This is a genomic window from Streptomyces sp. NPDC101166 (genome assembly GCF_044768125.1).
Lineage (GTDB): Bacteria > Actinomycetota > Actinomycetes > Streptomycetales > Streptomycetaceae > Streptomyces.
In genome coordinates this window covers 1-1119 of the sequence record NZ_JBIWPF010000276.1, presented here as the reverse complement: position 1 = coordinate 1119, position 1119 = coordinate 1, and the positions used below count along the sequence as shown (strand labels likewise).

The 1119-nt window shown below is 67.6% G+C and carries 1 protein-coding gene and 1 pseudogene; both read left to right on the top strand.

The genetic code is table 11. The annotated features are described in order from the left end of the window. Window positions 1-18 precede the first annotated feature (18 nt). Window positions 19-900: a metal-dependent hydrolase gene (locus ACIRS4_RS38365; RefSeq protein WP_404204928.1), complete on the top strand. Its 882-nt coding sequence runs from the start codon at window positions 19-21 to the stop codon at window positions 898-900. Continuing rightward, window positions 897-1119: pseudogene (locus ACIRS4_RS38360) on the top strand (oxidoreductase); the annotation flags it as partial. The gene ACIRS4_RS38365 and the pseudogene ACIRS4_RS38360, both read left to right, overlap by 4 nt.

Sequence of the window (1119 nt, the reverse complement as noted above, 5' to 3'; positions counted from 1 at the left end):
CTTTGTTACGGTCGGGCCATGGCTGAGGACAGTGCAACGAGGCGCTCCTATCAGGACGAAGCCCACGCGATTCAGGCTCGGGACGTGCATTTCGACTTCTCGTCGGTGCCGATGCACTACATCCCGGGGGAGGTGCTGGCCACGCACGTCGTGAATGTCATGCACCTGGTGCTGCCGGAGGGGGAGCGGGCCATGGCGGCCTGCCTGGCCGAGGCGCTGCCATTGATCGACGACGAGCGGTTGCGGGAAGAGGTCGCGGGGTTCGTCGGACAGGAGTCGATGCACGCGAGCAGCCACGAGGGGGCGCGGAAACACCTGCAGGAGATCGGACTCGACGTCGAGTCCTATGTCTCGAAGATCGCGTGGCTCACCGATCGGGTGCTCGGCGATCACGGCCTCACCGGGCGCGCGAAGCAGGAGTGGCTCAAGGAGCGGCTCGGATTGTTCGCGGGGATGGAGCATTTCACCGCGGTCATCGGCGAGTGGCTGCTGGAAACCGACGCGCTGCAACGCGCCGGAATGGATCCGACCATGCTGGATCTGGTCCGGTGGCACGGCGCCGAGGAGGTCGAGCACCGCAGCGTGGTGTTCGACGCGTACATGCACGTCGACGGCGGATACGGACGGCGGGCCCGGACCGGGCTGCTGGCCAGCGGACTGCTGCTGCCGCTGTTCGTGGTGTCGACCGCGTACCTGTACCGCCGCGATCCGAGCCCGGACAAGGGGCGCTTCTGGCTGAAGCAGTTCGTGAGCGCGACCCGGCGGCAGGTGATTCCGAACTTCACCACCTTCGTCACCGAGATGCCGCGCTACCTGGATCGGAGATTCCATCCCTCCCAATTGGGTTCGATGGACAACGCATTGCGCTACCTGGCGCACTCGCCGGCGGCCCGCGCATGACGGCCGCGCCGACCTTCGGCCTGCGGGCGCTGGGCGCGGCGGTGGACGTGTACAAGAAGGTGTTCACCACTCCCGGGCTGTCGCGACCGCACCCGGTGCGCCACAACGGCTTCGACATGGACGTCGTCGTCGAGACGGTCGAGGCGGAAGCCGAGGATGTGGTGAGCCTGACCCTGGTGCGGCCCGGCCGGGAACGGTTGCCCGCGTGGCGGCCCGGAT

Coding starts and splice junctions, on each gene's coding strand:
- ACIRS4_RS38365 (WP_404204928.1), top strand. CDS start 19: ATGGCTGAGGACAGTGCAACGAGGCGCTCCTATCAGGACGAAGCCCAC.